Below are 24,530 nucleotides of genomic sequence, written 5' to 3' on the forward strand. Positions count from 1 at the left end.
TTCACGCCGCATCCGGCCTACAATGTCTGACTCGCCCTAAAACTTATTTAAATCCTTTCTGCTGCTTTATCAGCTCATACGCCTGCTGAATTTCCTGCGCTTTTTGCTTCGCCATCTCCATCATCTCTGGCGGTAAACCTTTCGCTACCAACTTATCGGGATGGTGTTCACTCATCAGCTTACGGTAGGCACGTTTAATGGTGGTTGCATCATCCGTCGGCTTCACGCCCAGCACGTTACAGGCATCTTCCAGCGTCGGGCCACGCTGCGCTTGCTGCCAGTTACCACCGCCAGACTGCTGCTGATAACCGCCGCCAAATTGCGCTCCGCCCTGCATCATGCGCAGAAACTGGTCAAACTGGGCGCGGGAGATCCCCAACTCTTCAGCAATCACATACAACACCGCCCGTTCGTTTGGATGCAGTGAACCATCGGCAAATGCTGCCTGAATCTGGATCTCCAGAAACATACGAATTAAGTCAAAACGACCAAAGCAGACACTGCGAAACTGACGCATCTTTTCGCGCAGCGGGTAATTGTCTGATTTTCCCACCCGGAATGCATTTTGCGCCGCAGTACGGGAAGCACCGTGTAAATTCATCCGATCCATGAGCAATGTGGCAATATGAATATCAGCCTCAGTAACACGTCCTTTGGATTTGGTTAAATGCCCCATCACTTCAAAAGTGGTGGCAAAAAACAGCGCCTGACGCTCACGCTGGTTGGCGAACCACGCCATTTTGCGGCTGCGGGCTTTATCAAACATATGGCCGATTAACAGACCTAATACAACGCCCCAAAAGCCGCCGCCCATCAGTAAGGCCACGGCCACGCCAATGATTTTTCCCCAATACTGCATATATTCCCCAAATCGACACACGGATATCAGGGCTATCTCCCACAATATAAAGGTGCTTTTACCGTTTTCCGGCTGCGGTCAATTGTGGGACATCGCCTATAATTTGCATTATCATACCTGTCATTCAATGCCGTGCCTAACACCACTGACGCTATTCGGACAGGATTAACACTAGCGTAGAGATGACGAGTACGTTAGTCTCTGACCGTTTGTCACGCGCAACGTTACCGATGATGGAACAATAAAATCAACGTATGAAAAAACGTATCCCCACTCTCCTGGCCACCATGATTGCCACCGCCCTTTATAGTCAACAGGGACTGGCAGCCGACCTCGCCTCACAGTGTATGTTGGGCGTGCCAAGCTATGACCGTCCTCTGGTACAGGGCGATACTAACGACTTACCCGTGACGATTAATGCTGACCACGCAAAGGGGAATTACCCCGATGACGCCGTGTTTACTGGCAGCGTAGATATCATGCAGGGTAACAGCCGTCTGCAGGCCGACGAAGTGCAGCTCCATCAAAAAGAGGCACCAGGACAACCGGAGCCGATACGTACTGTTGATGCGCTCGGTAATGTCCATTACGACGATAACCAGGTGATCCTCAAAGGGCCGAAAGGCTGGGCGAATCTGAACACCAAAGATACCAACGTCTGGGAAGGTGATTACCAGATGGTGGGTCGCCAGGGTCGTGGTAAAGCGGACCTGATGAAACAACGTGGCGAAAACCGCTACACCATTCTGGATAACGGTAGCTTTACTTCCTGTTTGCCAGGTTCTGATACCTGGAGCGTGGTAGGTAGCGAAATTATTCATGACCGCGAAGAACAAGTTGCGGAGATCTGGAACGCCCGCTTTAAGGTGGGTCCGGTTCCGATCTTTTACAGCCCGTATTTGCAATTGCCGGTGGGTGATAAACGCCGTTCTGGTTTCTTGATCCCGAACGCCAAATACACCACCACCAACTACTTTGAGTTCTATCTGCCATATTACTGGAACATCGCGCCAAATATGGATGCCACCATCACGCCGCATTATATGCATCGTCGTGGCAACATCATGTGGGAGAACGAATTCCGTTATCTCACCCAGGCAGGCGCAGGCTTGATGGAACTGGATTATCTGCCTTCGGATAAAGTCTATGAAGATGAACATCCAGAAGATAGCAATTCACGCCGTTGGTTGTTCTACTGGCAACACTCCGGAGTGATGGACCAGGTTTGGCGCTTTAACATCGACTACACCAAAGTCAGCGACCCGACCTATTTCAACGATTTTGATAATAAATATGGTTCCAGTACCGATGGTTACGCAACGCAAAAATTCAGCGTTGGCTATGCGGTGCAGAACTTTGACGCTACGCTTTCAACCAAACAATTCCAGGTCTTTGACGATAACAGTGGCAACAGCTACGCCGCTGAACCGCAGTTAGACGTCAACTACTACCATAACGATCTCGGTCCGTTTGATACCCGCATCTATGGTCAGGCTGTGCATTTTGTAAATACCAATAGCAATATGCCAGAAGCCACACGTCTGCACCTTGAACCGACGATTAATCTCCCGTTGTCGAATAACTGGGGTAGTCTGAATACCGAAGCCAAACTGATGGCGACGCACTATCAGCAGACCAATCTTGACTGGTATAACAGCAATCCGCAAAACAATAAGTTGGCAGATTCTGTTAACCGTGTAATGCCGCAATTTAAAGTTGACGGCAAAATGGTCTTCGAGCGCGATATGGAGATGCTGGCACCGGGTTACACCCAGACGCTGGAACCGCGCGCACAATATTTGTATGTGCCGTATCGCGATCAGAGCGATATCTACAACTACGACTCGTCTCTGCTGCAATCTGACTACTCTGGCCTCTTCCGGGATCGGACTTACGGTGGTCTTGACCGTATTGCTTCTGCTAACCAGGTGACGACCGGTGTCACAACTCGCGTATATGATGACGCAGCCGTTGAACGTTTTAATATTTCCGTTGGTCAAATCTACTATTTCACGGAGTCTCGCACTGGCGATGACAACATAACATGGGAGAATGACGACAAAACGGGATCACTGGTGTGGGCAGGCGACACCTACTGGCGCATTTCCGAACGTTGGGGACTGCGTGGCGGGATTCAGTACGACACTCGCCTGGATAACGTGGCGACCAGTAGTTCCAGCATTGAATATCGCCGGGATGAAGACCGTCTGGTACAGCTGAACTACCGTTACGCCAGCCCGGAATATATTCAGGCTACGCTGCCTAAGTACTATTCCACTGCCGAGCAGTACAAAAACGGTATTTCGCAGGTAGGCGCAGTCGCCAGCTGGCCAATCGCCGATCGTTGGTCAATTGTCGGGGCTTACTACTACGACACCAATGCGAACAAGCAAGCCGACTCTATGTTAGGCGTGCAATACAGCTCCTGCTGCTATGCGATTCGCGTCGGTTACGAGCGGAAGCTGAACGGTTGGGATAACGATAAACAACATGCGGTATATGACAACGCAATCGGCTTTAACATCGAACTTCGCGGCCTGAGCTCTAACTACGGTCTGGGTACGCAAGAGATGCTGCGTTCGAACATTCTGCCGTATCAAAACTCTTTGTGATTTGTTGATTTACCACGTAATCCGCAGTGCGGTTAATTGAAATGGAAAAAGTATGAAGAACTGGAAAACGCTGCTTCTCGGTATCGCGATGATCGCGAATACCAGTTTCGCTGCCCCCCAGGTAGTCGATAAAGTCGCAGCCGTCGTCAATAACGGCGTCGTGCTGGAAAGCGACGTTGATGGATTAATGCAGTCGGTAAAAATGAATGCCGCCCAGGCAAGGCAGCAACTTCCTGATGACGCGACGCTGCGCCACCAAATCATGGAGCGTTTGATCATGGATCAAATCCTCTTGCAGATGGGGCAGAAAATGGGAGTGAAAATCTCCGATGAGCAGCTCGATCAGGCGATTGCCAATATTGCCAAACAGAACAATATGACGCTGGATCAGATGCGCAGCCGTCTGGCCTACGATGGTCTGAACTACAACACCTATCGTAACCAGATCCGCAAAGAGATGATTATCTCTGAAGTGCGTAACAACGAAGTGCGTCGTCGTATCACCATCCTGCCGCAGGAAGTTGAAGCTCTGGCGCAACAAGTCGGTAATCAAAACGATGCCAGCACTGAGCTGAACTTAAGCCACATCCTGATCCCGCTGCCGGAAAACCCGTCTTCTGAGCAGGTAAACGAAGCGGAAACGCAGGCGCGTGCCATTGTCGATCAGGCTCGTAACGGCGCTGATTTCGGTAAACTGGCGATCGCTCACTCTGCCGATCAGCAGGCGCTGAACGGCGGTCAGATGGGCTGGGGTCGTATTCAGGAACTGCCGGGAATTTTCGCCCAGGCGTTAAGCACGGCGAAGAAAGGCGATATTGTTGGTCCGATTCGTTCTGGCGTTGGCTTCCATATTCTGAAAGTTAACGACCTGCGCGGCGAAAGCAAAAATATCTCGGTGACCGAAGTTCATGCTCGCCATATTCTGCTGAAACCGTCGCCGATCATGACTGACGAACAGGCCCGCGTGAAACTGGAACAAATTGCAGCGGACATCAAGAGTGGTAAAACAACTTTTGCTGCCGCAGCGAAAGAGTTCTCTCAGGATCCTGGCTCTGCCAACCAGGGCGGCGATCTTGGCTGGGCAACGCCAGATATTTTCGATCCGGCCTTCCGTGACGCGTTGACCCGCCTGAATAAAGGTCAAATGAGTGCACCGGTTCACTCTTCATTCGGCTGGCATTTAATCGAACTGCTGGATACCCGTAATGTCGATAAAACCGACGCTGCGCAGAAAGATCGTGCTTATCGTATGCTGATGAACCGTAAGTTCTCGGAAGAAGCAGCAAGCTGGATGCAGGAACAACGCGCCAGCGCCTACGTTAAAATCCTGAGCAACTAATGGTTAAAACCCAACGTGTTGTGATCACTCCCGGCGAACCCGCCGGGATTGGCCCGGACTTAGTTGTCCAGCTTGCACAGCGTGAGTGGCCGGTCGAACTGGTTGTTTGTGCCGATGCCACTCTCCTTACCGACCGGGCAGCGATGCTCGGTTTGCCGCTTACTCTCCGCCCTTATTCCCCAGACTCCCCTGCACAACCGCAAACTGCGGGCACATTAACGCTACTTCCTGTCGCGCTACGATCACCTGTGACTGCGGGGCAATTAACGGTTGAAAATGGGCATTACGTGGTAGAGACGCTGGCGCGAGCGTGTGATGGCTGTCTGAACGGTGAATTTGCCGCACTGATTACCGGCCCCGTGCATAAAGGCGTCATTAACGACGCTGGTATTCCGTTTACCGGTCATACCGAGTTTTTCGAAGAACGCTCGCAGGCAAAAAAAGTCGTGATGATGCTGGCAACCGAAGAACTTCGCGTGGCGCTGGCAACGACGCATTTACCGCTACGTGATATCGCTGACGCCATCACCCCACCACTGCTGCATGAAGTCATTTCTATTTTGCATCACGATTTGCGGACCAAATTTGGTATTGCTGAGCCGCGCATTCTGGTCTGTGGACTGAATCCGCACGCGGGTGAAGGCGGTCATATGGGCACGGAAGAGATAGACACCATCATTCCGGTGCTCGACGAGTTACGGGCGCAGGGGATGAAACTCAACGGGCCTTTGCCTGCCGATACCCTGTTTCAGCCTAAATATCTCGACAACGCCGACGCGGTGCTGGCGATGTACCACGATCAGGGTCTTCCCGTGCTAAAATACCAGGGCTTCGGGCGCGGTGTGAACATTACGCTGGGCCTGCCCTTTATTCGCACATCGGTTGACCACGGCACCGCGCTGGAACTGGCGGGACGTGGCAAAGCCGATGTCGGCAGTTTTATTACGGCGCTTAATCTCGCCATCAAAATGATTGTTAATACCCAATGAATAAACGAGTCCACCAGGGCCACTTAGCCCGTAAACGCTTCGGGCAAAACTTTCTCAACGATCAGTTCGTGATCGACAGCATTGTTTCTGCCATTAACCCGCAGAAGGGTCAGGCGATGGTCGAAATCGGCCCCGGTCTGGCAGCGTTGACCGAGCCGGTCGGCGAACGTCTGGATCAACTGACGGTCATCGAACTTGACCGCGATCTGGCGGCACGTCTGCAAACGCATCCGTTCTTAGGCCCGAAACTGACGATTTATCAGCAGGATGCGATGACCTTTAACTTCGGTGAGCTGGCCGAGAAAATGGGGCAGCCGCTACGAGTTTTCGGTAACCTGCCGTATAACATCTCCACGCCGTTGATGTTCCATCTGTTTAGCTATACTGATGCCATTGCCGACATGCACTTTATGTTGCAAAAAGAGGTGGTGAATCGTCTGGTTGCAGGACCGAACAGCAAAGCGTATGGTCGATTAAGCGTCATGGCGCAATATTATTGCAACGTGATCCCGGTGCTGGAAGTACCGCCATCAGCCTTTACACCACCACCAAAAGTGGATTCCGCCGTCGTGCGCCTGGTTCCTCATGCAACGATGCCTTACCCGGTTAAAGATGTTCGCGTGTTAAGCCGTATCACCACCGAAGCCTTTAACCAGCGTCGTAAAACCATTCGTAACAGCCTCGGCAACCTGTTTAGCGTTGAGGTGTTAACGGGAATGGGCATCGACCCGGCGATGCGAGCGGAAAATATCTCTGTCGCGCAATATTGCCAGATGGCGAACTATCTGGCGGAGAACGCGTCTTTGCAGGAGAGTTAACGATGATCAATTCGCCCCGAGTGTGTATTCAGGTTCAAAGTGTTTACATTGAAGCGCAATCTTCACCTGATAATGAACGTTACGTTTTTTCTTATACCGTAACCATACGCAACCTGGGGCGAGCGCCAGTGCAGTTGTTGGGGCGTTACTGGCTGATCACCAATGGCAATGGCCGTGAAACCGAAGTCCAGGGCGAAGGAGTGGTTGGCGTCCAGCCACTTATCGCGCCTGGCGAAGAGTACCAGTACACCAGCGGTGCAATCATTGAAACCCCGCTGGGCACCATGCAGGGTCACTACGAAATGATCGATGAAAATGGCGTCCCTTTCAGCATCGACATTCCCGTATTCCGACTCGCCGTTCCCACACTCATTCATTAAAAGAATATGGCGACATACCTTATTGGCGACGTTCATGGTTGTTACGATGAACTGATCGCATTGCTGCATAAAGTAGAATTTACCCCTGGGAAAGATACCCTCTGGCTGACGGGCGATCTGGTCGCGCGCGGCCCGGGTTCGCTGGATGTTCTGCGCTATGTGAAATCCTTAGGTGACAGCGTACGTCTGGTGCTGGGCAATCACGATCTGCATCTGCTGGCGGTATTTGCCGGGATCAGCCGCAATAAACCGAAAGATCGCCTGACACCGCTGCTGGAAGCGCCGGATGCCGACGAGCTGCTTAACTGGCTGCGTCGCCAGCCTTTGCTGCAAATCGACGAAGAGAAAAAGCTGGTGATGGCCCACGCAGGGATCACGCCGCAGTGGGATCTGCAGACCGCCAAAGAGTGCGCACGCGATGTAGAAGCGGTGCTGTCGAGCGACTCCTATCCCTTCTTTCTCGACGCTATGTACGGCGATATGCCAAATAACTGGTCACCGGAATTGCGGGGGCTGGGAAGACTGCGTTTTATCACCAACGCCTTTACCCGTATGCGTTTTTGCTTCCCGAACGGTCAACTGGATATGTACAGCAAAGAATCGCCGGAAGAGGCCCCTGCCCCACTGAAACCGTGGTTTGCGATTCCTGGCCCTGTCGCTGAAGAATACAGCATCGCCTTTGGTCACTGGGCATCGCTGGAGGGCAAAGGTACGCCGGAAGGTATTTACGCGCTGGATACTGGCTGCTGCTGGGGTGGTACATTAACCTGCCTGCGCTGGGAAGATAAACAGTATTTTGTCCAGCCGTCGAACCGGCATAAGGATTTGGGCGAAGGAGAGGCGGTCGCGTCTTAAATCCCGTCGAGCATAAAATCTAATGCTCCTTTAATCAACGTTCGGTGCGCGCTGGCATCGCAAAATTTCGTTCCCAGCGCGTTAACTGGAACAGTGGCAGTCTCATGCGTCATGAGCACATATTCTTTGCCATCTACCAGTAAAAGGATTGGGTTAAGCCGTTCTGGTGGGCGAATACGGCTAAATCGTTCAATAGGTGTTAATGGAATAACGATACGGCGATTCATCTCACCAATAATGTCGCTGGTAACATCGATAACAAAGGGAAACGCGGCGTTCCTGCCGCGACTGCGGTATACCGTAAATTGCATCGCTAGAAGCTCCGGTACTCATCAGAGAAACATCCGGTTTCATCAGCCAATTGATTTAACGCAGCGATAGCTTCTGCGTTCTCTTCACGCCAACGTGTTGCTGCATGTTTTTTAAGTTCAGCATTGAGCGCAACCGTAAGGGTGGCGCTCATATTTAACCCTGCATCACGAGCGCGATTGACTAACTCACGGTCGACGGTGACGGTCACACTTTGTGTGGTACGTTTTGCAGTCATGATATCGTGCTCCTGTACAATTTATACGTCTAGTATACACGGATATCTGCACGTATCAGTGATGCCGGAATTCTAATATACAGAATTACCGCCGCTCCAGAATCTCAAAGCAATAGCTGTGAGAGTTCTGCACATCGGCGTCGTGGAATTCGCTGAATACCGATTCCCAGTCATCCGGCTCGTAATCCGGGAAATGGGTGTCGCCTTCCACTTCTGCGTCGATATGCGTCAGATACAGTTTTTGCGCTTTGGGCAGGAACTGCTCATAAACGCGACCACCGCCAATCACCATGATTTCTGGTACGTCACCACATGCCGCGATGGCTTCATCCACCGATTTCACCCACGTTACGCGATCGTCCGTACCCGGTTGACTGCTGAGGATAATATTTTTGCGTCCTGGCAGAGGACGACCGATGGATTCCCAGGTATGGCGGCCCATAATCACGGGTTTATTTAAAGTGTTGCGTTTAAACCAGGCGAGATCGGCAGGCAGGTTCCACGGCATGGCGTTTTCCATGCCGATAACGCGATCTACCGCTAACGCCGCAATCAGACTGATCATTGAGATTTCCCGATAAAAAAAATTGTCGCCACTATACGTAAAGCGTAAACCGTCGTCGACTGGTGCGAGGATGATGTTGAGGAAAATTTTATATTCTGCTGGCGAGTCCACGCTCTCCCCCTGGACTCGCCGCATTACAATGAAACAAAAACAAACAGTTAGCTGTAAAGTGTGATTTACGTCACTCTTTATTAGGATGAGGGTTTCGTTTCCGGTTCATCCGCCATGTTGCCGGTATGTTTACCTTCTTCGGTTCCCTGCCAGCCATGTCGTTGAATTAATGACAGATGTTCACGGTCTTCGGTAATGATCTCACTTAACATCGCGCTGGTGCGTTTATAGACTGCCGCGCGGGCTTTGGTGTCGTTTTCGCCCATTGCCATCTCTTCCACCATCTGAATATTAAAGCGGCGGAACACATCCGCGCGTTCTCGCGCTTCATATGGCCCAAGACCTAAACTTTCCAGCGCCAGCCGCCCTGTTTTCAGCGCGCCTTCGAAAGTTTCACGCTCCGGCTTTTCAACGCCAGCCTGGCGCAAACGAATGTAGTGATCGACATCGCGGGCGCGGGCAATAATCTGCAAATGGGGAAAATGCTCCTTCACCATCTCCGTCAGTTGCAGATTGGTTTGCGGATCGTCGATGGCGTTAATCAGCACTTCTGCTTTCGCCGCTCCGGCAGATTCCAGTAAATCCATCCGCGTGGCATCGCCGTAAAACACTTTCATGCCGAATTTGCGCAACGTTTCGATATGGTCAGGATCGTGATCGAGCACCACCATTTTTACCCCACTGGAGAGCAGTAAACGTCCGGTGATCTGCCCAAAACGTCCAAATCCGGCAACAATAACCCGTGGCTGTTCTTCGTCAATCTCATCGGCTTCACGCGCTTCTTCAGTAGAAGATTGCTCAAGGCGATTGAGGATCACCAGCAGAATCGGCGTTGCCGCCATCGACAGCGCCACCGCCAGGGTCAGCGATTTCGCCCACTCCGGCTCCAGCACATTTGCCATCTGCGCCGCACCAAACACCACAAAGGCAAACTCACTGCCCTGCCCTAACAGCACCGCAAACCAGCGACGCTGTTTATTCGGCACCTGCAACGGTCGGGCAATCAGCCACAACATGGCGATTTTGATGATGAGGAAACCAAGCAGCAAAATGACAATGCGTAATGGATTTTCAAGCAGCGTGCCAAAGTCTATCGACATGCCAACGCCAATGAAAAACAGCCCCAGCAGCAAACCTTTGAACGGTTCGATATCGCTTTCCAGCGCATGACGATATTCCGAGCTTGCCAGCAGTACGCCCGCCAGAAACGCGCCCATCGCCATCGACAAGCCAACCTCTTCCAGCAGCAAACCAAAGCCAAACACGAGGAATAACGCCACGGCACTGAATACTTCCCGCAAGCCAGAGCGGGCAACAAAACGCAGCGCCGGACGCGTGACATAGCGCCCCAGCAATACTACCAGCACCAGTGCGCCCGCCACTTTTAATGCCGAGAGAGCAAATGCGCCCATCGTCGTCGAGGCGCTGCTCGCCGCCAGTAGCGGGATCATCGCTACCAGCGGGATTGCGGCAATATCCTGGAACAGCAGTACCGCAAAGGCGCTGCGTCCCATCTGCGTCACCATTAGGTTACGCTCATTCATCGCCTGCATGGCTATCGCCGTAGAGGAGAGCGCCAGCGTCATGCCGATCAGTTCCGCTACCTGCCAGCGCAGCCCAAGTAACATGCAGAATAGCCCCAGCAGGCCGCCACAAATCACCATCTGCAACGCGCCACCACCGAACACCGCCGCACGCAGCTTCCACAGCCTTTGTGGGTCGAGTTCGAGGCCAATGATAAACAGCATCAGCACCACGCCGATTTCAGCAAAGTGCAGGATAGATTCGGCATCGGTCACCAGCCGCAGCCCCCACGGGCCAATAATACAACCCGCGATCAGGTAGCCAAGTACCGATCCCAGACCAAGACGTACCGCAATGGGGACAATCAGCGCCGCTGAACCGAGATAAATCAGCGCCTGAATCAGCGTATGACTATCCATGATGTGCCTCCTGCCATTCCAGCAGACGTTGCTTATAGTGACGCGCCTGCCCTTCGAGGGTTTCGTCGTCACAAATAAAGGTGCAGTGCATGGCAAACGGTGGCAGCCAGTTCAGCCCGCAGTAAATCGCCGTCGCCTGTAGCGGCTGCGACAGCACATCAAAGCCCGGATGATCGCCAATCTCAAAATGGCTTTCCCCGCCGCCGGTCGTCACCGCCCACAGCAAATGTTTGCCATGCAGCGCCGTACCGCCGTGACCGTAAGCCCAGCCGTGCGAGAGGACTTTATCGATCCAAAGTTTAAGGAGCGGTGGAATGCTGTACCACTGCATCGGGTGCTGCCAGACGATCAGATCGGCGCGAGACAGCGCCTCTTGCTCGGCGGCAATATCGATATTGAAGTCAGGATAGAGTTGATAAAGAGAGCGAATTTCGACGCCTTCCAGCGTCCTTGCCTGTTCAAGCATCCGTTTATTCGCATGGGAATGATGCGGATACGGATGCGCATAAATTATGAGGATCATAGTTATTAGCCCGCGTGTTTACGCCTTTGTTTTCCCACAAAATGTAGTCACATATTCACGCGGCTTATAGTCAATAATATTGATTCAGAAAAGAGAGAAATCTGAACAAATTACCCCATTCGCTGCCTGCGGATGGTCATATTGCTGGTCTGCGCCAGTGACATCCCACGGGTTTCCGGGGCAAACGCTACGGAAATCAACAAGCCAAACAGCGAGATCCCCGCCCCCATCAGCATCGTGTTACTGATACCGTAATTATTGATAAAGATCGGCAGCGCCCAAGTTGAAACAATGGTGCCAATCCGACTCAGAGACATAATCACCCCCACGGCAGAAGCGCGGATATCCGTCGGGAAGAGTTCATTAGGATAGAGCCACTGCAAATTACCCGGCCCGCCAGAGAAAAAGGCATACACCGCGAACGCCATCACCACCAGCCAAATCCCCATATCCGGGATCAGCCCCAAAACCGCCAGCGCCAGCGTCATCATGGCAAAGCTGCCAATCAACAATGGACGCCGTCCGGCAGTGTTTAGCCACAGCATCGGCGGAATACAGCCGAGCATAAAGAACAGGCTAATCACCACGTTCCCCAGTGCCGCGTTTTTGCCAACCCCCAATCCCAACAAACCAACGATTTGCGGGCCAAAGGTGTAAATGGCGAACATTGGGATCACCTGGCAGGTCCAGATGGCGGCAACAAACAGAACAAAAGGAAAATGGCGGCGATTAAACAGATCGCGAAAACGGGTTTGCTGTGGCTGCTCTTCATCGAAAGCCACCGGTTCGCCAAACAGTTTGATCATCATCTCTTCGCACTCTTTTACTCGCCCTTTGCGTAGCAGCCAGCGGGGAGATTCAGGCAGTTCGAATCGACCAATCAAAATCAACAAACACGGGATCGCCGCGCTACCCAACATCCAGCGCCAACCACCTTCCATATCATAAAGCCAGTAACCGACCAGATCGGCGCAGGTCGCGCCGACATACCACATGGCGGCGATAAAGCTGATGGAGAACGCCCGCTGACGGGTGCTGGAGAACTCGGTGATCATTGAGGTGGCGATGGGATAATCCGCGCCAATGACAATGCCGATGAGTACCCGCATCACCAGCAGTTCGACGGGGGATGAGACAAACATCGTCGCCACCGATATCACGCCGATGGCGATGATATCAATGAGGAACATTTTGCGCCGTCCGACTTTATCGGAGATATAGCCAAACAGCGATGTGCCAACGAACAGCCCGGCGAGCGTTCCCGCGCCCAGCAAGCCAATCCAGTCAGCGTCCAGTTTCAGTGCCGGAGTCAGTTGCTCCAACGCCACGCCAATCATTACCAGTACGTAACCATCCAGAAACGGACCACCGCTTCCCCACAGCAAAATGCGGCGGTGAATAGAGGAGAATTTGAGATCGTCAAAGTTTCTGGACGGTTGCATGGGTTATTCCTGTTTTTTTGCAATGAGAGTCAGTACGGCGTTACGTATCAAACCAACATCAGCCGTAACGGAACTCCACACCAAAGGTGCCGCGCGGGTATTCCCACTGTTCCAGCGCCGACCCCAGCCCCAGAATGCGACAGGTGCCGCACTCCAGACATCCGGCGTAATCGAAGCGCACACTGCCGTCATCCTGCTTCTTGTACAGACCTGCGGGGCACGCTTTCACCAGCAGCTCCAGCGCCTGTTTATCAGCATCGGCCTTCACAACAATGTGCGGATGCTCTTCATCGACATTGAATTTATTGACGCCCAGTTTGACGTCCACATTGACGGGAGAAGTCATAAAACGGTCACTCCTTTCATGCCATCCTTGATTAGATTGATGAAGCCCACTTTCTTACCGTGGCGGAGGATTTTCTTGCGCATCAGTTCCGGCGCGCTGCCGTCAATGGTGAACAGGTCACGCGCCACGCCCACCGCCAGTTCCGGGTAGCCGCTAAACATGCGTGGGTTATCAAGGAACGCCGGTAGTTTTTGGTACATGCGCATATCGCGCAGCGGGCCACTCTCAAGATGCTGACGATATTCCGCCAGTTTTTGCTTACTGAAATCGTCGCTTTTCATCGCTGAAAGCACAGTTTTTGCTGCTGCTTCCCCGGCGGCAATCGCCAGATCCATACCGCGAATGGTAAAACCGAGGTTCATACACATTCCGGCGGCATCACCCGCAATCAATACGCCGTCACCAACCAACTCCGGCAGCATGTTGATGCCTGCTTCCGGCACTACGTGAGCGGAATATTCCACCAGCTTGCCGCCCGCAATCAGCGGTGCAACTGCCGGATGCTGTTTGAAATCTTCCAGCATTTGCGGCACCGATTTTTTCGCGTCATGCAGATGATGGAGACCACAAACCAGCCCCAGCGACAGAGTGTTTTCATTGGTATAAAGGAAGCCACCGCCCATCAGGCCATCAGTGGGGGAACCCGCAAACAGGCAAGCCGCGCCCTGATTACCCTGCAACTGAAAACGGTCTTCGATAACCGACTTCGGTAACTCGATCAGTTCCTTCACGCCAACCGCCACATCCGTCGGTTTAACGCGTTTTGCCATCCCCAGCTTTTCGGCAAGGATGGAGTTCACCCCGTCAGCAAGGATCACCGTTTTTGCTTCAATCACATCGCCATCGGCTTCTACGCCGACAACTTTGCCATCGCGCTGTACGAGGTTATCGACGCGGATCCCGGTAATTAACTGCGCGCCCGCTTCTTCAGCCTGCTCCATCAGCCAGGCATCAAATTTACTGCGCAAAACGGAGTAAGAACGCTGGGATGGCGAGGTTTCGTCGCCATTGCAGTAGTCCATGGTCATCGCTGACTTTTCCGTCATAAACGCGAGTTTTTCATGGGTGATCAGGCGTTCTACGGGGGCGGAGTCGGCGAAACCAGGAATAATGTGTTCCAGACTGTGGGCATAGAGACGCCCACCGGTGACGTTCTTGGCACCTGCGGAATTGCCACGCTCGATAACTAACACTTGCGCCCCTTCGCGGGCGAGCACCAGTGCGGCAACCGAACCGGCAAGCCCTGCACCGACGATGATGGCGTCAAAGATATCTTCGGACATAAGAACTCCCTGTCAGCGGCAGAGCCGAAATACAGCCCTGCCTGAGTGGATCAACGCGCTAAAGCTGCGGTCAGCGCCGGAAGGATCTTCACGGCGTCGCCAACAATGCCGTAATCCGCGTACTGGAAGATCGGCGCATTTTTATCTTTATTGATGGCGAAAATGGTTTGCGACGCGTTAGCGCCAACCATGTGCTGGATCTGCCCGGAGATCCCCACAGCCAGGTACAGTTCAGGTTTCAGCATCAGGTTGGAGATACCGACATAGCGTTCGTGCTCCATCCATTTTTCGTTTTCTGCCACCGGACGAGAACAGGCCAACTCCGCACCTATCGCCTTGCAAAGCTGTTCTGCCAGCGCAATGTTCTCTTTGCTGCCAATACCGCGACCGACGCTGACCACCAGGCGGGCTTTGTCGAGATCGACGCTGTTGCTCTGGCGCGCCTGGGTTGCCGTGCGGGTAATCGCCACAGCCGGAGCCTGCCACTCCACGGTATGCGTTTCGCCAGTACGTGACGCGTCTGGCTGAGCCGCATCGAACGTGCCGCTGCTGATGGTCAGTACCGCATACGGCGTGACAATGCGTTCTTCGCCAATCGCCAGACCACCGTAAACCATGTGTTTCACTGTCGCTTTACCGTCCTGTACGCTGACGGTGCTAGCATCGTTAGACACCGCCGCTTTAAGGCGATAACCCAGTTTTGCCGCCAGTAATTTGCCGCGACGGGTGTTTGGCAACAGCACCAGACCGTCTGCGCCGTGCTGGCGAATAGTGTCAGCCATGACACCGGCGTAATCTTCGATCATCCGATCGTCCGGTTTGCCGTTTAATTTCCAGACATGATTAGCGCCAAGCTGGATTGCCTGTGCGCCGTCGGCATCATTGAGGACAAAGGTGTTGATTTGATTAGCTAAAGCCTGCGCACCGTTCATCAGTTCCGGCAGACGAGAAGGGGTATCGCTGAATACCCAGACTTGAGAAAACGTGTTCATAGCATCCCCTGTAATTAAATGACTTTGCGAAGATTTTCAGCAAATGCGGCGATCTGTTCTTCGCCGTCGCCTTCAATCACGATGCGTTGACGCTCGCGCTGTTTCGGCGCGGCAACCTGTTGTTCAGACCAGGCTGCCTCTGCGTTAAAACCGATATCCGCCGCCGACCACACCTGAACCGGCTTTTTCGCCGCGCCGAGAATGGCTTTCATCGAAGGAATTTGTGGGGCGCTGATATCAGTGGAAACAGCAACAACCGCAGGCAGCGGAATGCTTAACGTTTCTGTTTCATCTTCCAGTTCGCGCTCAACGGTGAGGGTATCTGCCGTCAGGGAGAGGATTTTGCTGACGCCGTTAACGGCCGGAATATTGAGGATTTCGCCCACCAGCAACCCAACCTGCTGGGCATAAAGGTCAGAAGAACCATCGCCGCAGAGGATCAGATCAAAGCCTGCTTTCTGGGCAGCCGCAGCCAGTGCGGTTGCAGTTTGTTGCGGCAGTGCCTGCTCGAACTGATCATCAATCACTACAATCAGTTCATCCGGGCCGCGCGACAACACATCTTTACGCCCTTTGGCGTTGGTCAGGGCTTTACCGCCCACACTTAAGGCCGTCACCTGCGCCTCTGCCGCCTGCTGTTTTAACTGGCAAGCCGCTTCAATAGCGTTCAGATCGTATTGGCTTATTTTGGCATCGGCTTTACTGAAGTCTAATGAACCATCAGCATTATTGATCGCAATATCCTGTTCATCAGGCACGCACTTATAGCAAGTAATAATCTTCATTGCATCTCCAGAAATCATGAAGGAAACGTCGTTCATATCGGTGGTGTTAATTACAGATATCACGCCATTTAATTCCGGAATAAAACTTTAATCACCAATATTGAAAATGTCACACGCAGATAAATCCAACTTTCAATATTGTTAAGTTCCTCACCAATATTGAAAACACGGCGTAGAAAAAAGAAATTTTCAATATTGTTTTATGGATCACCAATATTGAAAGTCAGATGCTATTTTTTTACTCACAATCAAACATAATAAATTGATTAACAAGGAATATTTACATAAAAACACTCTGTTTTCACCCGATAATAAAACGTGACTATCATCACAGAATACGGCCAACTGAATACCCATTATGAGTTAGCCATCAACGCGTTCACGAGGTTAATAATAATTATATTAAATGTTAACAAAAATAAAACAAACGGGAACGCAAAATAAATATTCGTTTTCACAGTGGAATTAACTCATGAAAGATGAAAAGAGAAAAACGGGAATAGAACCGAAGGTATTCTTTCCGCCGTTAATAATCGTTGGCATACTTTGCTGGCTTACAGTCAGAGATCTGGATGCGGCGAATGTCGTTATTAATGCCGTATTCAGTTACGTCACCAATGTATGGGGATGGGCATTTGAATGGTATATGGTGGTGATGCTTTTCGGCTGGTTCTGGCTGGTGTTTGGCCCGTATGCCAAAAAGCGTTTAGGTAACGAACCACCGGAATTTAGCACCGCCAGTTGGATCTTTATGATGTTCGCCTCCTGTACGTCTGCTGCCGTACTGTTCTGGGGCTCTATTGAGATCTACTACTACATCTCTACCCCGCCGTTTGGCTTAGAACCGAACTCAACCGGCGCGAAAGAGCTGGGACTGGCCTACAGCTTGTTCCACTGGGGGCCGTTGCCGTGGGCCACTTACAGCTTCCTTTCCGTCGCCTTCGCTTACTTCTTCTTTGTCCGCAAAATGGAAGTGATTCGCCCCAGCTCCACCCTGGTGCCGCTGGTAGGTGAAAAACACGCCAAAGGGCTGTTCGGTACTATTGTCGATAACTTCTATCTCGTCGCCTTGATCTTCGCGATGGGCACCAGTCTGGGCCTTGCCACGCCGCTGGTGACCGAGTGTATGCAATGGTTGTTTGGCATTCCGCATACCCTGCAACTGGACGCTATCATCATTACCTGCTGGATTATCCTCAACGCCATTTGCGTGGCCTGCGGCCTGCAAAAAGGGGTTCGTATCGCCAGTGACGTGCGTAGTTACCTGAGCTTCCTGATGCTGGGGTGGGTGTTTATCGTCAGCGGCGCCAGCTTCATCATGAACTACTTCACCGACTCGGTGGGGATGTTGCTGATGTATCTGCCGCGCATGTTGTTCTATACCGATCCTATCGCCAAAGGCGGCTTCCCGCAGGGCTGGACCGTGTTCTACTGGGCATGGTGGGTGATTTACGCCATCCAGATGAGTATCTTCCTCGCCCGTATCTCCCGTGGTCGTACCGTGCGTGAACTGTGCTTCGGCATGGTGCTGGGACTGACAGCGTCCACCTGGATCCTGTGGACCGTGCTTGGCAGTAACACTCTGCTGTTGATGGATAAAAACATCATCAACATTCCGAACCTGATCGAACAGTACGGTGTGGCGCGCGCCATCATCGAAACCTGGGCCGCTCTGCCGCTCAGCACCGCGACCATGTGGGGCTTCTTCATTCTCTGCTTTATTGCCACCGTTACGCTGGTTAACGCCTGCTCTTATACCCTGGCGATGTCCACTTGCCGCGAAGTACGCGATGGTGAAGAGCCGCCGCTGCTGGTGCGTATCGGTTGGTCAATTCTGGTTGGCATTATCGGTATTGTTCTGCTGGCGCTCGGCGGCCTGAAACCGATTCAAACCGCCATTATCGCCGGAGGATGCCCGCTGTTCTTCGTCAACATTATGGTGACGCTCTCCTTTATTAAAGACGCGAAACAGAACTGGAAAGATTAATTAACCCCCAAAATATCAAGAGGTTGAAAGATGGATTTTAATTTAAATGATGAGCAGGAACTGTTTGTCGCCGGTATCCGCGAACTGATGGCCAGCGAAAACTGGGAGGCCTATTTTGCCGAGTGCGACCGTGACAGCGTCTACCCGGAACGTTTTGTCAAAGCACTGGCGGATATGGGTATCGACAGTCTGCTGATCCCTGAAGAGCACGGTGGTCTGGACGCGGGGTTTGTTACCCTCGCCGCCGTGTGGATGGAACTGGGGCGTCTGGGGGCACCAACCTACGTGCTGTACCAGTTGCCGGGCGGGTTTAACACCTTCCTGCGCGAAGGCACACAAGAGCAGATCGACAAGATTATGGCGTTCCGTGGCACCGGTAAGCAGATGTGGAACTCGGCGATTACTGAACCGGGCGCAGGCTCCGACGTGGGTAGCCTGAAAACGACTTATACCCGTAGAAATGGTAAGATTTATCTTAATGGTAGTAAGTGTTTTATTACCAGCAGCGCCTACACCCCGTACATCGTGGTGATGGCGCGCGACGGAGCTTCTCCGGACAAACCTGTCTACACCGAATGGTTTGTTGATATGAGCAAACCGGGCATCAAAGTGACCAAACTTGAGAAGCTCGGTCTGCGTATGGATAGCTGCTGTGAAATCACCTTTGACGATGTAGAACTGGACGAGAAAGACATGTTCGGTCGGGAAGGTAACGGCTTTAACCGCGTCAAAGAAGAGTTCGACCACGAACGTTTCCTGGTAGCCCTGACCAACTACGGTACAGCAATGTGCGCCTTTGAAGATGCAGCGCGCTACGCCAACCAGCGCGTACAGTTTGGCGAGGCAATTGGTCGTTTCCAGTTGATTCAGGAAAAATTCGCCCATATGGCGATCAAATTAAACTCCATGAAAAACATGCTGTATGAAGCAGCGTGGAAAGCAGACAACGGCACCATCACCTCTGGCGATGCAGCGATGTGCAAATACTTCTGCGCCAATGCGGCATTTGAAGTTGTGGATAGCGCAATGCAGGTGCTGGGCGGTGTCGGGATTGCGGGCAACCACCGCATCAGCCGCTTCTGGCGTGACCTGCGTGTAGACCGCGTCTCCGGGGGATCTGACGAAATGCAGATCCTGACGCTGGGTCGTGCGGTGCTGAAGCAATACCGCTAAGTCCGTGCGCTGCCTGATGCGACGCTGACGCGTCTTATCAGACCTACGGGAGCACGAATGTAGGCCGGATAAAGCGTTTACGCCGCATCCGGCAGTCATGCGCTACATAAATTTTTCAGGAGCAAATAATGGATCATCTACCCATGCCGAAATTCGGACCGCTGGCCGGATTACGGGTTGTCTTCTCCGGTATCGAAATCGCCGGACCGTTTGCCGGGCAAATGTTCGCAGAATGGGGTGCGGAAGTTATCTGGATCGAGAACGTCGCCTGGGCCGACACCATTCGCGTTCAACCGAACTACCCGCAGCTCTCCCGCCGCAATTTGCACGCGCTGTCGTTAAATATTTTCAAAGATGAAGGCCGCGAAGCGTTTCTGAAATTAATGGAAACCACCGATATCTTCATCGAAGCCAGTAAAGGTCCGGCCTTTGCCCGTCGTGGCATTACCGATGAAGTACTGTGGCAGCACAACCCGAAACTGGTTATCGCTCACCTGTCCGGTTTTGGGCAGTACGGCACCGAGGAGTACACCAACCTTCCGGCCTATAACACCATCGCCCAGGCCTTCAGTGGTTACCTGATTCAGAACGGTGATGTTGACCAGCCAATGCCTGCTTTCCCGTATACCGCCGATTACTTCTCCGGCCTGACCGCCACCACGGCGGCGCTGGCGGCACTGCACAAAGTGCGTGAAACCGGTAAAGGCGAAAGTATCGACATCGCCATGTATGAAGTGATGCTGCGCATGGGTCAGTACTTCATGATGGATTACTTCAACGGCGGCGAAATGTGCCCGCGCATGAGCAAAGGTAAAGATCCCTACTACGCCGGTTGCGGTCTGTACAAATGCGCTGATGGCTACATCGTGATGGAGCTGGTGGGTATTACTCAGATCGCAGAGTGCTTTAAAGATATTGGCCTTGCGCATCTGCTTGGTACGCCGGAAATCCCGGAAGGCACCCAGCTTATCCACCGTATCGAATGCCCTTACGGTCCGCTGGTAGAAGAGAAACTCGATGCCTGGCTGGCAGCACACACCATCGCGGAAGTAAAAGAACGCTTTGCCGAACTGAATATCGCCTGTGCCAAAGTACTGACCGTACCGGAACTGGAAAGCAATCCACAGTACGTCGCCCGTGAATCGATCACTCAGTGGCAAACGATGGATGGCCGCACCTGCAAAGGGCCGAACATCATGCCGAAATTCAAAAATAATCCCGGGCAAATCTGGCGCGGAATGCCATCGCACGGCATGGACACGGCAGCCATTTTGAAAAATATCGGCTACAGCGAAAACGACATTCAGGAGTTGGTCAGCAAAGGTCTGGCCAAAGTTGAGGACTAAACGCGTGGCGTCAGTCGGCTTGCCTGACTAGCGCCCGCCCAATAACAAACGAACAAAAATGGATAGAGGTGCAATGGATATCATTGGCGGACAACATCTACGTCAAATGTGGGACGATCTGGCGGACGTTTACGGCCATAAAACGGCGCTGATTTGTGAATCCAGCGGCGGAGTCGTTAACCGGTACAGTTATCTTGAGTTAAATCAGGAGATTAACCGCACGGCAAACCTGTTTTATACGCTGGGGATCCGCAAAGGCGACAAGGTCGCGCTGCATCTGGACAACTGCCCGGAATTTATCTTTTGCTGGTTCGGGCTGGCAAAAATTGGCGCGATTATGGTGCCGATTAACGCCCGCCTGCTACGCGAAGAGAGTGCGTGGATCCTGCAAAATAGCCAGGCGTGCCTGCTGGTGACCAGTGCGCAATTCTATCCCATGTATCAACAGATTCAGCAGGAAGATGCCACGCAGCTACGGCACATTTGCCTGACCGATGTGGCGCTTCCCGCTGATGATGGCGTCAGTTCGTTTACTCAACTGAAAGATCAACAACCTGCCACCTTGTGCTATGTGCCGCCGCTATCGACCGACGATACGGCGGAAATTCTCTTTACCTCCGGCACCACTTCCCGACCGAAAGGGGTGGTGATTACCCATTACAATCTGCGCTTCGCCGGATATTACTCCGCCTGGCAGTGCGCCCTGCGTGACGATGACGTCTACCTGACGGTGATGCCTGCGTTTCATATCGACTGCCAGTGTACAGCGGCGATGGCGGCGTTTTCTGCCGGAGCCACCTTTGTGCTGGTCGAGAAATACAGCGCCCGCGCCTTCTGGGGACAGGTACAGAAGTATCGTGCCACCGTCACCGAATGTATTCCGATGATGATCCGCACCTTGATGGTGCAGCCGCCTTCTGCGAACGATCGACAACACTGCCTGCGGGAAGTGATGTTTTATCTCAACTTGTCGGAGCAGGAAAAAGACGCTTTTTGTGAACGCTTCGGCGTTCGCTTGCTGACGTCTTATGGGATGACGGAAACCATCGTCGGCATTATCGGCGATCGCCCCGGCGATAAGCGTCGCTGGCCGTCGATTGGTCGGGCGGGGTTTTGCTACGAAGCGGAAATCCGCGACGATCACAATCGTCCGCTCCCGGCAGGTGAGATCGGCGAAATTTGCATTAAAGGCGAACCAGGGAAAACCATCTTCAAAGAGTACTTTCTCAACCCGCAAGCCACTGCGAAAGTGCTGGAAGCCGATGGCTGGCTGCATACTGGCGATACCGGATACCGCGACGAAGAGGGCTTTTTTTATTTCGTCGATCGTCGCTGCAACATGATCAAACGCGGCGGAGAAAATGTCTCCTGCGTGGAGCTGGAAAATATTATCTCCGCCCATCCGAAAATTCAGGATATCGTGGTTGTTGGTATTAAAGATTCTATTCGCGATGAAGCCATTAAAGCGTTCGTGGTACTGAATGAAGGTGAAACATTGAGCGAAGAGGAATTTTTCCGCTTCTGCGAACAAAATATGGCGAAATTTAAAGTGCCATCTTATCTGGAGATCAGAAAAGATCTGCCGCGTAATTGCTCGGGGAAAATAATCAGAAAGAATCTGAAATAAACATAATGGCAGGGAATTATCCTGCCAGCTAATAATCACGTTCTAAAAATAAATGCATTCTTTGCAGGGATGTTGTCGTCCCTGAGAAAAAATAAAAATGGAGAAAAGGAATGAGTGAATCATTACATCTGACCCGCAATGGATCAATTCTGGAAATTACCCTTGATCGTCCAAAAGCAAATGCTATTGATGCAAAAACCAGCTTTGAGATGGGCGAAGTATTTCTTAATTTCCGTGACGATCCGCAATTGCGCGTCGCTATTATTACCGGAGCCGGAGAGAAATTCTTCTCTGCTGGCTGGGATTTAAAAGCGGCAGCAGAAGGCGAAGCGCCGGATGCTGATTTCGGGCCAGGCGGATTTGCTGGGTTAACCGAAATTTTCAATCTCGATAAACCGGTTATCGCAGCCGTGAACGGCTACGCCTTTGGCGGCGGCTTTGAACTGGCGCTGGCGGCAGATTTTATTGTTTGTGCCGATAACGCCAGCTTCGCCCTGCCGGAAGCCAAACTGGGTATTGTCCCGGACAGCGGCGGCGTGCTGCGTCTGCCGAAGATCCTGCCACCTGCCATCGTCAATGAAATGGTAATGACTGGCAGAAGAATGGGCGCAGAAGAGGCGCAGCGTTGGGGGGTAGTCAACCGCGTGGTTAGCCAGGCGGAACTGATGGATAACGCCCGCGAACTGGCGCAGCAACTGGTTGACAGCGCCCCGCTGGCGATTGCGGCGCTGAAAGAGATCTACCGCACCACCAGCGAAATGCCGGTAGAAGAAGCGTATCGCTATATTCGCAGCGGCATGTTGAAACACTATCCATCGGTTCTGCATTCGGAAGATGCCATTGAAGGGCCGCTGGCGTTTGCCGAGAAGCGCGATCCGGTGTGGAAAGGGCGTTAACAACCGTGAGCTATTACGCCTTTGAGGGATTAATTCCGGTGGTTCACCCGACGGCGTTTGTCCATCCCAGTGCAGTACTGATTGGCGATGTGATTGTGGGAGCCGGTGTCTACATCGGCCCCCTCGCCTCGCTGCGCGGTGATTACGGACGACTGATTGTGCAAGCGGGAGCCAATATTCAGGATGGCTGCATCATGCACGGCTACAGCGATACTGACACCATTGTCGGGGAAAACGGTCATATCGGTCATGGCGCTATCCTGCATGGCTGTGTGATCGGTCGTGATGCATTGGTCGGGATGAACAGCGTGATCATGGATGGTGCGGTCATTGGCGATGAGAGCATTGTTGCCGCCATGAGCTTTGTCAAAGCAGGTTTTTGCGGCGAGAAACGCCAGTTGTTGATGGGCACGCCAGCCCGTGCGGTGCGCAGCGTCAGCGATGACGAGTTGCACTGGAAGCAATTGAACACTAAAGAGTATCAGGATCTTGTCGGGCGTTGCCATGCAGCGTTACATGAAACGCAACCGTTGAGGCAAATGGAGGAAAATCGTCCCCGTTTGCAGGGGACGACGGATGTGACGCCAAAACGGTAACATCGTCGGATGCGGCGTAAACGCCTTATGCGACCTGGCTGGAAAGCAACCGTAGGCCGGATAAGATGCGCCAGCATCGCATCCGGCAACCAGGCCGCGCGGTATCAACGAAATTAAATTAACGACGCATACTCTTCGACAACATCATCTGCCACTTCTGCTCGCGGTTAAGTTCCGTGAGCGGAACGGCAGGAATACGTGGCGTCTTTCTTACGCCGACTAATTTTTCCCGACTGTTATTACGCAGGCGCGCGTAAATTTGCTCATCGATATCGATCACTTTAACCAGTCGCTGACACTGACATCCCCGCCCTTCCAGCTTATTAGGGATCATCTTAACTTCGCAGCTTATTTCTGCGACTTCCGACAGAATATAAGTCAGGGTATTAATCGCCTTGCTGTGTTCAATATCGAAATGAATAGAGATCTCTCTTGCTATCACCCAACGATTTTCAGCCATCATCCATTCGGCGATTAACAAATAGAGTGGTTTTTCAACATATCCTTCACACATAC

General features: G+C 52.4%; 24 protein-coding genes. 12 read left to right on the forward strand and 12 right to left on the reverse strand.

Going from position 1 to position 24,530, the window contains the following annotated elements:
• Positions 1-43 precede the first annotated feature (43 nt).
• Positions 44-859, reverse strand: coding sequence for a co-chaperone DjlA (djlA, locus tag A7589_RS01150; protein ID WP_001200584.1), 816 nt, complete (start codon positions 857-859; stop codon positions 44-46).
• A 254-nt stretch (positions 860-1,113) separates the two neighbouring features.
• On the opposite strand from djlA, the gene lptD reads away from it, so the two are divergent.
• The 6 genes from lptD to apaH are packed head-to-tail and all read left to right on the forward strand — an operon-like array spanning position 1,114 to position 7,852.
• Positions 1,114-3,471, forward strand: a complete 2,358-nt coding sequence (lptD, locus tag A7589_RS01155) for an LPS assembly protein LptD (RefSeq protein ID WP_000746181.1) — start codon at positions 1,114-1,116, stop codon at positions 3,469-3,471.
• Positions 3,472-3,523: 52 nt separating this feature from the next.
• Complete coding sequence (gene surA / locus A7589_RS01160; protein WP_000800488.1) at positions 3,524-4,810, forward strand: peptidylprolyl isomerase SurA; 1,287 nt, start codon at positions 3,524-3,526, stop codon at positions 4,808-4,810.
• Positions 4,810-5,799, forward strand: a complete 990-nt coding sequence (gene pdxA, locus A7589_RS01165; protein ID WP_000241238.1) for a 4-hydroxythreonine-4-phosphate dehydrogenase PdxA — start codon at positions 4,810-4,812, stop codon at positions 5,797-5,799. The genes surA and pdxA overlap by 1 nt, the downstream gene beginning before the upstream one ends.
• Positions 5,796-6,617 carry a 16S rRNA (adenine(1518)-N(6)/adenine(1519)-N(6))-dimethyltransferase RsmA gene (gene rsmA / locus A7589_RS01170; protein WP_001042779.1) on the forward strand — a complete coding sequence of 274 codons (822 nt, stop codon included), beginning with the start codon at positions 5,796-5,798 and terminating at the stop codon, positions 6,615-6,617. Before pdxA ends, rsmA begins: the two co-directional genes overlap by 4 nt.
• Before the next feature lie 2 nt (positions 6,618-6,619).
• Complete coding sequence (gene apaG / locus A7589_RS01175) at positions 6,620-6,997, forward strand: Co2+/Mg2+ efflux facilitator ApaG/CorD (RefSeq protein ID WP_000610906.1); 378 nt, start codon at positions 6,620-6,622, stop codon at positions 6,995-6,997.
• Between the two features lie 6 nt (positions 6,998-7,003).
• Complete coding sequence (apaH, locus tag A7589_RS01180) at positions 7,004-7,852, forward strand: bis(5'-nucleosyl)-tetraphosphatase (symmetrical) ApaH (protein WP_000257193.1); 849 nt, start codon at positions 7,004-7,006, stop codon at positions 7,850-7,852.
• On the opposite strand, the gene A7589_RS01185 is transcribed toward apaH, so the two are convergent.
• The 10 genes from A7589_RS01185 to A7589_RS01230 form a co-directional block, all read right to left on the reverse strand.
• The gene (locus A7589_RS01185; protein ID WP_001160968.1) at positions 7,849-8,163 is read right to left on the reverse strand and encodes a CcdB family protein; all 315 of its coding nucleotides are present in this window, start codon (positions 8,161-8,163) and stop codon (positions 7,849-7,851) included. The genes apaH and A7589_RS01185 overlap by 4 nt on opposite strands.
• Positions 8,164-8,165: 2 nt before the next feature.
• On the reverse strand, positions 8,166-8,399 hold the full coding sequence (locus A7589_RS01190; RefSeq protein ID WP_000125566.1) for a type II toxin-antitoxin system CcdA family antitoxin: 234 nt from the start codon (positions 8,397-8,399) through the stop codon (positions 8,166-8,168).
• Between the two features lie 85 nt (positions 8,400-8,484).
• Positions 8,485-8,964 (reverse strand): type 3 dihydrofolate reductase, encoded by a 480-nt coding sequence (gene folA, locus A7589_RS01195; protein ID WP_024257374.1) that lies wholly within the window; start codon positions 8,962-8,964, stop codon positions 8,485-8,487.
• Between the two features lie 191 nt (positions 8,965-9,155).
• Positions 9,156-11,018 (reverse strand): glutathione-regulated potassium-efflux system protein KefC, encoded by a 1,863-nt coding sequence (gene kefC / locus A7589_RS01200; RefSeq protein WP_000377119.1) that lies wholly within the window; start codon positions 11,016-11,018, stop codon positions 9,156-9,158.
• Positions 11,011-11,541, reverse strand: coding sequence for a glutathione-regulated potassium-efflux system oxidoreductase KefF (gene kefF / locus A7589_RS01205; RefSeq protein ID WP_000600739.1), 531 nt, complete (start codon positions 11,539-11,541; stop codon positions 11,011-11,013). Before kefF ends, kefC begins: the two co-directional genes overlap by 8 nt.
• 110 nt (positions 11,542-11,651) lie before the next feature.
• Positions 11,652-12,983, reverse strand: a complete 1,332-nt coding sequence (locus A7589_RS01210) for an MFS transporter (RefSeq protein ID WP_001183190.1) — start codon at positions 12,981-12,983, stop codon at positions 11,652-11,654.
• Positions 12,984-13,041: 58 nt separating this feature from the next.
• Entirely contained in the window at positions 13,042-13,329 is a 288-nt protein-coding gene (gene fixX / locus A7589_RS01215; protein WP_000203741.1) for a ferredoxin-like protein FixX, read from the reverse strand.
• The gene (locus A7589_RS01220; protein WP_001287715.1) at positions 13,326-14,612 is read right to left on the reverse strand and encodes an FAD-dependent oxidoreductase; all 1,287 of its coding nucleotides are present in this window, start codon (positions 14,610-14,612) and stop codon (positions 13,326-13,328) included. The genes fixX and A7589_RS01220 overlap by 4 nt, the downstream gene beginning before the upstream one ends.
• Positions 14,613-14,662: 50 nt before the next feature.
• On the reverse strand, positions 14,663-15,604 hold the full coding sequence (locus A7589_RS01225) for an electron transfer flavoprotein subunit alpha/FixB family protein (protein ID WP_001091503.1): 942 nt from the start codon (positions 15,602-15,604) through the stop codon (positions 14,663-14,665).
• Positions 15,605-15,618: 14 nt separating this feature from the next.
• The gene (locus tag A7589_RS01230; RefSeq protein ID WP_105282525.1) at positions 15,619-16,389 is read right to left on the reverse strand and encodes an electron transfer flavoprotein FixA; all 771 of its coding nucleotides are present in this window, start codon (positions 16,387-16,389) and stop codon (positions 15,619-15,621) included.
• Positions 16,390-16,861: 472 nt separating this feature from the next.
• Here A7589_RS01230 and caiT point away from each other — a divergent pair, with 472 nt between their 5' ends.
• From caiT to caiE, 6 genes are all read left to right on the forward strand, one after another.
• Positions 16,862-18,376 carry an L-carnitine/gamma-butyrobetaine antiporter gene (caiT, locus tag A7589_RS01235; RefSeq protein WP_000650972.1) on the forward strand — a complete coding sequence of 505 codons (1,515 nt, stop codon included), beginning with the start codon at positions 16,862-16,864 and terminating at the stop codon, positions 18,374-18,376.
• A 30-nt stretch (positions 18,377-18,406) separates the two neighbouring features.
• On the forward strand, positions 18,407-19,549 hold the full coding sequence (gene caiA / locus A7589_RS01240; RefSeq protein WP_000347117.1) for a crotonobetainyl-CoA dehydrogenase: 1,143 nt from the start codon (positions 18,407-18,409) through the stop codon (positions 19,547-19,549).
• A gap of 128 nt (positions 19,550-19,677) precedes the next feature.
• Positions 19,678-20,895, forward strand: coding sequence for an L-carnitine CoA-transferase (gene caiB, locus A7589_RS01245; protein WP_000349930.1), 1,218 nt, complete (start codon positions 19,678-19,680; stop codon positions 20,893-20,895).
• A gap of 73 nt (positions 20,896-20,968) precedes the next feature.
• Positions 20,969-22,522 (forward strand): crotonobetaine/carnitine-CoA ligase, encoded by a 1,554-nt coding sequence (caiC, locus tag A7589_RS01250; RefSeq protein ID WP_105282526.1) that lies wholly within the window; start codon positions 20,969-20,971, stop codon positions 22,520-22,522.
• A 110-nt stretch (positions 22,523-22,632) separates the two neighbouring features.
• Positions 22,633-23,418: a crotonobetainyl-CoA hydratase gene (gene caiD / locus A7589_RS01255; protein WP_000004401.1), complete on the forward strand. Its 786-nt coding sequence runs from the start codon at positions 22,633-22,635 to the stop codon at positions 23,416-23,418.
• Between the two features lie 5 nt (positions 23,419-23,423).
• Positions 23,424-24,014 carry a carnitine operon protein CaiE gene (gene caiE / locus A7589_RS01260; protein WP_000122891.1) on the forward strand — a complete coding sequence of 197 codons (591 nt, stop codon included), beginning with the start codon at positions 23,424-23,426 and terminating at the stop codon, positions 24,012-24,014.
• Between the two features lie 118 nt (positions 24,015-24,132).
• Here the strand turns inward: caiE and caiF are convergent, their stop codons facing one another.
• A complete protein-coding gene (gene caiF / locus A7589_RS01265) occupies positions 24,133-24,528 on the reverse strand; it encodes a carnitine metabolism transcriptional regulator CaiF (protein ID WP_000333115.1) in 396 nt (131 codons plus the stop codon).
• Positions 24,529-24,530: the final 2 nt, after the last annotated feature.

This window comes from Escherichia sp. MOD1-EC6475 (assembly GCF_003046645.1).
GTDB lineage: Bacteria > Pseudomonadota > Gammaproteobacteria > Enterobacterales > Enterobacteriaceae > Escherichia > Escherichia ruysiae.